The organism is Peribacillus sp. 05N428, from assembly GCF_056397085.1.
Map to the genome: position 1 here is coordinate 1 of NZ_JBFTMS010000080.1, position 7,949 is coordinate 7,949.

Sequence of the window (7,949 nt, forward strand, 5' to 3'; positions counted from 1 at the left end):
GCGACCATTTCATCTTATCATTTTCATAGTAAGAAGTCAATAGTTATTATTTCTTTCAGCAACCTGCCAAAAGCGATGAAGTTTTGCGTTTGTCTTAGTTGGTGCTTATTTATATTAATCCTTTCCCACCATTAAGTCAACCCATTTCATACATTTTCTTTTTAAATGAATTAATCACTTATTATGAAGGAATAAATGTGCCTGTCACACCTTGGCTTCCTCTTAAAACATATAAACCAGGAAAATCATTTATCCCATCCATTTGAACTACCGCTTCCCCTTCAACTAAGTAATGCCTTTGGAAAAATCCATAAACCATGCAATTGATAGGTAATGCCAATAACAACCTGGATAGATGAGGAAAAGAATAATTAGATGCATAAATCGAATACTGAAACCTGATTGCTCCTTCCGGGTAGAGTTATTAAACATTAAACCGCTAAAGCACAGGGTTCCATTGTCCAAATATTAAAAAATTTTTTTACAATTTTACTTTCTTGTACTATAATAAATATATTTTAAAAATTTCAGGAGAGACTTTTAATCATTATAAAAAATAGTTGGGAGAGGGATTTATAAATGATTAATAAAAACACATCTTTGAGGATGCAAAGTATCGTTTTTATTGGCTTTATGGGGGTAGGAAAGACGACGATCGGACAGAAAGTAGCCAGGAAATTATATAGGGACTTTATTGACATAGATCAAGAAATTGAAAAGGAATTCAATATGCCCACTACGGAAATCTTCAAGAAGTTTGGGGAAAAAGCTTTTCGCGAAAAAGAAAAAAGTGTGATTGAAAGCCTTAGTCAACAACAATTGAAAATCATTTCAGTTGGAGGCGGGGCATTTTTACAAGAGGATATACGGAATATCTGTTTATCCAATTGCATTGTTTTTTACCTGGACTTATCTTGGGAATACTGGAAAGAGAGAATAGGCTTGCTTATTGATAGTAGACCCGTTTTACAAAGCCGGTCCCTTGAGGAAATTGAAGAACTCTTTTACACGAGACAGGAAATATACTCCTATCATCATTCAAAAGTGAATACCAATGATCTAGATGTTGATGAAGTGGCAGACTTTATAGTCGATTCATTGAAAGTCGCCTGGGATATTTATGAACCGCTTAAGTAAGGCAAACCTTTTTGATATGTAATCAATGTTCCCAATAAAAGAATAATAGAAAAGATGAAAAGGGCACAGCGGTACCTAACCTCCTGTGAACTAATCACCTTTTTATTTTTCTTTTTTAGGAAGACTCTCTAATAATCAGTTCTGGATTCAATATGATTCGCTGTTGTTCACGTTCTATTTTCTCCATTTGCTGATACAGGAGATTCGCAGCCTCTTTCCCAATACGTCTAGGGAATGAGGAAATGGTCGTTAGCGGAGGGTGATAGATTTCTGCGACTGGAACGTTATCGAACCCAACGATATCCATATCTTTTCCAGGAGTAATTCCTTTCATCATTAATCCTTGCATAACACCAAAGGCAATTAAGTCGCTAAAGCAAAAAATCGCGGTAGGCGGATTAGGATTCTCAAGTACTTTCAAAACAGCCTCAAGCCCTCCCTCCCGTGTAGGGGCACTATCTATCACCAACGATTCATCCACTTCCAATCCCGCTCTTGAAAGAGCTTCACGGTATCCCTCCATTCTCTCGATCCAAGTAGAAGATTCCTTTATGCCACCAAGGAGCGCAATTCTTTTATGCCCCTTTCCAAGGAGATGATCAACAGCGATCCTGGCTCCTTCTGGATAGTCTATGCCTACATAGTCGCTATTCACTCCAGGCAGTTCCCTGACAGCAAGCACCATCGGCGTGTCAATTTCATTTAACCGTTCAATTGTATCTTGTGAGCTTTCAGAGACAGGACAAAGAATCAGGCCACCCACCCTGTGTTCCATCATGGTTGAAAGGAGATGATCTTGCTTGGCAACCGAATCGAATGTAGTCCCCAGCAAGACTGTATACCCGACCTCATCCAATGCATCGTGAACGCCTATCAGGAATTCAGAAAAAAAGGTATTTGATATGTCGGTAATAATGATTCCTACAGTATCAGAACTCTGCGACCTTAGGTTTGCTGCAATTCTATCGTACACATAACCCAATTCATGCATCGATTTTAATACTTTTTTTCGCGTCGCTTCCGATATTCGAGGGTTATTGCGAACGATAAGGGAAGCAGTGGAGGTAGATACCCCAGCATGTTTCGCTACCTGTTGCAGTGTGACCCGCCCTTTTTTGGATTGTTTCATAGTTTCAATCACCATCTTGAATGTATTTTTGATGTACTTATTATTATCATGTTCTTTCTATAATAATATAGTTACTGTCATTATTACACCCTTGCTTTTGGAACATGGGAATCTCAACGACCTTTAATCACGCCAAAACATCTATATCCACTATTCATTAGTCCAAAAAAAAACGCCATCCTAGCTCCGGAAGATGGAGTTTTAAGTAAATCCTTCAATATTTTCAGCCATGGTTAAATATGGTCTGGTGCTGTGTCAATTTCTTATACCGGTAATATACAAAAGCTGCAGCCAGGATTCCTATAGTAGCAATAACGCAATCAAAAAGAAATATATGCGATATATCCCCACTCTTAGCGATCAAGCCCGTTGCAATTGGTAAAATGACGCTCGCCAAACTGGATGCCGTCGCAACGATCCCTGTTACAGTTCCTTTTTTTCTCCAGAAAAGTTCAGTCATTATTGCAATGGTTAATTGAAAGATCCCAGCTGTCGAGGCTCCAAGGAAAAAGGAGCTAATACTTAAGACAATAGGTGAATGAATCGTTAATATGATGATTACCGTAAGTAAAGTAATCATTGGATAAAGCAATATCACCGTCACGGGCTTAATCCATTTGTTTAATAAGATGGATAATAGCAGGACGGAAATAAGTGACCCCACACTATAATAGCTCAATAATTTAATTGCACTTGAAGATTGCATCCCTGCGACTTCCTGGCCGAAACTCGGTAACCAGATTTGCGAAACTGTAAATAACGCAGTTGATGTAAACCCAATTATGATTAGTGCGACTCCTTCGCTCCAAAATTTAGGTTCCGTTATGAACCTGTTACTATGAAAATCCTCTTCTTTACTGACAGCTTCGGATTTGCTTGGAAATGAAGCGGACAACACCAAAAACATATTCATGAAATAGATGACAGCCGGTACTAAAAATGCAAACCCGTAAAATAATTGGTTCGTAGTAAGAAACAAGATGATGAATGGCAGGATTGTAGCACCCAGCGAACCAAAAGCCTTAACCATAACACTCGCGGAACCAGCAGATTCAGGAAACATTTCAGTTAGCGCCGGATATGTACCAGCATCCATGGCTGAGTTGGAAATTCCCGCAAGTAAGGCAAATACAAAGGCCATTTCATATGTGGGGGAAAATGGAATCCCAATTAAAAAAACGCCCATTATAACCGAAGAGACCATGATTAATGGTTTTCTTCCAAATTTATCTGATAATACTCCCGAGAAACCATACGTGAGTAATCTGCCTATTCCTATTGCCGCAATAAGATAACTAATGCCAGTAGAGTCCGTATCCCATTGTTCTGTTAAAGAGGGCATGTTTGAAGCGAGAATTATATTAACCATCCCCAGCAGAAAATAGTTAATATACATGCCAGATGCCGCTTTAAAATACTGATTTTTCATTATTACACCCCTATAATAAATCACGTTGTGTTACTCCCATATAACACCTTAATGCACAATGTAATTACATTAAAGTCTCCCCTTTATGTTATCCATTTACATGAAAACCACTTTTCAAAAAAAAACGCTAAGAAAAACAAGGGATTTCACTCCCTGAATTTCTTAGCTCCGAGGTTTGGTGCACCCAATTTTTTTAATCAAATGATGCACATCGAGTATGAAAAAAACCTCTATTTGGAGAACAATCTCCAGAGTGGAATCATTTTATTCTGCAAATAATTGCTCTTTGATGAAATCAACAGGCATTTGTTGACCTGTCCATAATTCAAAGGCTAGTGCACCTTGCCAAAGCATCATCCCAAGACCATTAATAGCGGTAGCACCTACAGCTTCAGCTTGTTCCATTAGTTTAGATTTTCGTGGGATGTAAACAACATCGGTTACAATTAAATCAGGACGCAGCATTGATTCGTCTTGAATGACACTTAAGCCTTCAAGTGGTTTCATGCCAACGCCGGTTCCATTTGCCAAAATATCACTAGTTGCGATTTCAGCCTTTAATTGTTCAACATTTTCAAGAGGGTATACATTGGCTTTCACATTTAAATGCTTCATATCCTCATTGATGATTCGTACATTCTCTTCTGCTTGCGGGAAGAATGCATCATCACGAGCAAAAATGCTGATTTCCGCCACACCTTCCAGCGCAGATTGAATGGCAATTGGGGTAGCAGCCCCACCAGAACCGATAAGAGTCATTTTCTTGCCTTTAATATCAATACCATGTTCTTTTAGGTTCCGGGTATATCCCATTCCATCAGTGCTGTGCCCTACGAACTTTCCATCGACATTGACAACTGTATTAACGGCTCCTGAAAATTTAGCACTGTCCGCCAATTCATCGAGATATGGAAGGATCTTCATTTTATTAGGCATGGATACGTTAAATCCTTTTACATTTAATGCACGCATCCCTTTGACTGCATCTTCCAGCTCTTCATTTCCAACCTCAAATGCTAAATAGGCGCAATTCAAGCCTAATTTATCGAAAGCTAAATTATGCATGGCAGGTGATAATGAATGTCCGATAGGTGTTGCCAGCAATCCTACTAATTCTGTTTTCCCATTGATTCGTCCTAGATTTTCCATGTTCTATTCCCCCTGATTTTTTAAACTTTATATAAATTCCTTCTTGGAAGGAATTATGAATTAAATATTTTGATCAATGATTTCCAATACATTCCGTAATTGTGTAACAGGAATTTGTCCTGGTGCAGATGCTTCTTTTCCGGCACCGAATGTACAAGCAGATCCAAACACCGCACCTGATAATCGACTGACCAGGCCTGTACCCGACATTGACATCGTAATGAATGGGCGATCGGCATACTTTGTTTTCATCGTGTAAGTTGCATCTAATAATACGAGTAAGTCACCTACTGTTTGGGGCATTACAGCGATTTTGGGAATATGGGCGCCAAATTCCTGCATCTTACGCAATCGGTAAATGATTTCTTCCTTTGCTGGTGTCTTATCGAAATCATGGTTACACATCACAACGTATACCCCATTTTCCTCAGCTACCTTCACAGTCTCCTTCACTGTCGATTCCTCAAAAAACAACTCCACATCGACAAGATCAATATTCTTCGTTTTAATTGCTGTATGAAGAAGTTGGAAATAATAATCATCGCTGATTTCCTTGTTTCCGCCTTCTTTATGGCTTCTAAAAGTGAAAAGCAGCAAAGTACTGGGAACCGCATTTCTAATTTTTGTAATCATATCCGAAACGGCTTCTAAGCTTTCGACTTGTTCAAAGACATCTACTCGCCATTCAATGATATCCGGCCGTAGTGCATTTACCGTTTCAACTTCTTTAAGCAGTTCTTCTTTCGTTGTCCCCATTAGTGGAACGATGATCTTTGGAACCCCTTCTCCGATCGTTACGTCTTTGATCGTGATTGTTTGCATGATGTATCCCCCTTTTATCATTAACATCAGTGGGGTTCATCCCCCACTGATGTTCGGTTAGACCGTTTAATTGGAAACTTTAATTACCTTTTTGTATCGATAGGCAACGAATACGGCCAATAAAATACTAACTGCCGCAATTGCCACATCAAACAAGAAGACCGCTGTTAACCCAGCACTCTTAGAAATGATACCAGTAATGAAAGGTATGATGATAAAGGCTGAACTACCTGCAATGTTTACATATGAGGTGATCGTACCTTTATTGGCAGGGAAGAATTCCGTGATTATTGTCATGGCTAATTGGAATACCCCTGCAGTTGAAAGCCCTATGAAGAAAGCGCTCAAAACGGTTATAAATGGTTGCTGGATGTAGATGAGTGACAATAAAGATAATGCCGCAATGACCGGATAGATAATCATGACGGTAATGGGCTTAATTACTTTATTCAATAGAACAGCTAGTAAAATGACAGAAACAAGGGAGCCAATGCTATAGTAACTAAGCAATTGAACAGCCTTAGCTTGGGTTAGCCCCAATACATCTTGTCCGAAGTTCGGGAGCCAGACTTGAACCAACATGAATAAAGCAGTTGATGTGAAGCCTAATAGTATGACGGCCAAACCTTCCTGAGCAAACTTCGGTTTTGAGAGGAATTGCTGTTGAACCGGCACAACTTGTTTATCATTCTGAGTTTGGCTTTGGGCTTTATGATCCGGGAATGAAACCTTAAGCAGGAAAAACCCATTAACAAGATATACAGCAGCCATTAAGAAGAATGTATACCCGTAAAACATATCTCTAGCTATAAAGAACGCCATGATAAATGGAAGAAGTGCGGCACCGATTGAAACGAACGCTTTTACTAATACGGTAGCGGAACCAGCTTTCTTTTGAAAAGCCTCAATAAGTGCTGGATACGTACCTGCATCCAAAAATGAATTGGCAATACCGGCACATACAGCAAATATAAATGCCAATGTATAGTTAGGAGCCAATGGTATGCCTATAAGGAAGATCAGGTAGATAAAAGATGCTGAAACAACAAATGGTTTCCTTCCTAATTTATCCGACAGTCTACCGGCGAAAAACAAAGAAACTAGCTTACCGATTCCTATGGCAGAGACCAAGTAACTTATCCCTGAGGCACTAGTATTTAATTGGTTTGACAAGTTTTCCATATTTGATCCAATGATTATATTGATCATGCCTAAAATAAAATAGCTAATATATAAACCTGTGGCCATTTTTATAAATGGATTTTTCATGAAACACACCCCTATTTAAAAAGTTATCGAAATGCAATTTGATTCTTAAGCCTTTCAGATGTTGCCCCCTTGCCCCATACCATAAATTTAAGAAAAATAATGACGTACTAAATAAAACAATAAACTTCATAGATTAACCGGCTAAGTTAGTACATCGTTCTACCAACTTGCGCATTACTAGTATATCGTTCTACTAATCGTGCTTATTGTTAGTATATCGTTCTACCTAAGAGGTATATCGTTCTACTAAATTTTAAACGATTAGAAAAGTATTGAAAAAAAACTTAAGCTAATTAGTTAAATTTATTTAGTATATCGTTCTACTGGATTATTATACTGCGCTAATTTAATTGTGTCAAACTCATGAAGCGGTCCTTAATGACCATAGAGCAATTCCTCATACTCATTATTTTTAAATTCCGAAGGTCTCATTTTGGATCTCATTTACCTTAAAAGTTCAGCCCTGCCTTGTATTTATTAGTGTTCATACAAGTTTGAAGAATACCTTTTATTTGCAGAGGCACCAATTATTTTATTCTTTATGAGGGCTTCCTTCTATTTTGATATTCCCCATTTTAGTTACCAGTTTCTGAATTAATTTCTTTTTAGCTAAAATATATGTACTGCTGCTTATTTAAATCCAATTATCCAGTTATTTGCAATCGATTTTTAATAACCCAATGTCTAAGCAGACAGTACTAATAACTCGCTTATATCCTAAGTTACGATAGTCGAAACGGGTTGAATTTAAAAGGATGAACAATTTTCGATTTCAGCCCCTTTCAATGGTGAGGTAACAGCTTCTATATATAACAGGGCTTCATAATTTGTTCTTGAACGCAAAAAAAGACCAGCCGGATGGCTAATCTTTTTAAATGGCTTGGCGGCGTCCTACTCTCACAGGGGGAAACCCCCAACTACCATCGGCGCTGAAGAGCTTAACTGCCGTGTTCGGAATGGGAACGGGTGTGACCTCTTCGCTATCGCCACCAAACATAAAAGGAACGTTGTTCC

The 7,949-nt window shown here is 38.5% G+C and carries 6 protein-coding genes and 1 rRNA gene; 1 reads left to right on the forward strand and 6 read right to left on the reverse strand.

Annotated elements, in window-relative coordinates:
• Positions 1-579 precede the first annotated feature (579 nt).
• A complete protein-coding gene (locus AC1DIV_RS29255) occupies positions 580-1,137 on the forward strand; it encodes a shikimate kinase (protein WP_053533572.1) in 558 nt (185 codons plus the stop codon).
• A gap of 115 nt (positions 1,138-1,252) precedes the next feature.
• Here the strand turns inward: AC1DIV_RS29255 and AC1DIV_RS29260 are convergent, their stop codons facing one another.
• The 6 genes from AC1DIV_RS29260 to rrf all read right to left on the reverse strand — a co-directional run bounded on the left by AC1DIV_RS29260 (position 1,253) and on the right by rrf (position 7,929).
• A complete protein-coding gene (locus tag AC1DIV_RS29260) occupies positions 1,253-2,266 on the reverse strand; it encodes a LacI family DNA-binding transcriptional regulator (RefSeq protein ID WP_048680312.1) in 1,014 nt (337 codons plus the stop codon).
• Positions 2,267-2,489: 223 nt separating this feature from the next.
• Positions 2,490-3,695 (reverse strand): MFS transporter, encoded by a 1,206-nt coding sequence (locus AC1DIV_RS29265; RefSeq protein WP_477577911.1) that lies wholly within the window; start codon positions 3,693-3,695, stop codon positions 2,490-2,492.
• 264 nt (positions 3,696-3,959) lie between these two features.
• Positions 3,960-4,844, reverse strand: coding sequence for a shikimate dehydrogenase (locus AC1DIV_RS29270; RefSeq protein ID WP_034306141.1), 885 nt, complete (start codon positions 4,842-4,844; stop codon positions 3,960-3,962).
• Positions 4,845-4,904: 60 nt separating this feature from the next.
• Complete coding sequence (gene aroD, locus AC1DIV_RS29275; protein ID WP_340878423.1) at positions 4,905-5,666, reverse strand: type I 3-dehydroquinate dehydratase; 762 nt, start codon at positions 5,664-5,666, stop codon at positions 4,905-4,907.
• A 66-nt stretch (positions 5,667-5,732) separates the two neighbouring features.
• A complete protein-coding gene (locus AC1DIV_RS29280; protein ID WP_477577912.1) occupies positions 5,733-6,935 on the reverse strand; it encodes an MFS transporter in 1,203 nt (400 codons plus the stop codon).
• Between the two features lie 878 nt (positions 6,936-7,813).
• Positions 7,814-7,929 (reverse strand): 5S ribosomal RNA (gene rrf, locus AC1DIV_RS29285).
• Positions 7,930-7,949: the final 20 nt, after the last annotated feature.

What these genes read in the sequence shown, in the direction of transcription:
- AC1DIV_RS29255 (WP_053533572.1), top strand. Translation starts at nt 580, where the DNA reads ATGATTAATAAAAACACATCTTTGAGGATGCAAAGTATCGTTTTTATT.
- aroD (WP_340878423.1), bottom strand. Translation starts at nt 5,666, where the DNA reads ATGCAAACAATCACGATCAAAGACGTAACGATCGGAGAAGGGGTTCCA.
- AC1DIV_RS29265 (WP_477577911.1), bottom strand. Translation starts at nt 3,695, where the DNA reads ATGAAAAATCAGTATTTTAAAGCGGCATCTGGCATGTATATTAACTAT.
- AC1DIV_RS29260 (WP_048680312.1), bottom strand. Translation starts at nt 2,266, where the DNA reads ATGAAACAATCCAAAAAAGGGCGGGTCACACTGCAACAGGTAGCGAAA.
- AC1DIV_RS29270 (WP_034306141.1), bottom strand. Translation starts at nt 4,844, where the DNA reads ATGGAAAATCTAGGACGAATCAATGGGAAAACAGAATTAGTAGGATTG.
- AC1DIV_RS29280 (WP_477577912.1), bottom strand. Translation starts at nt 6,935, where the DNA reads ATGAAAAATCCATTTATAAAAATGGCCACAGGTTTATATATTAGCTAT.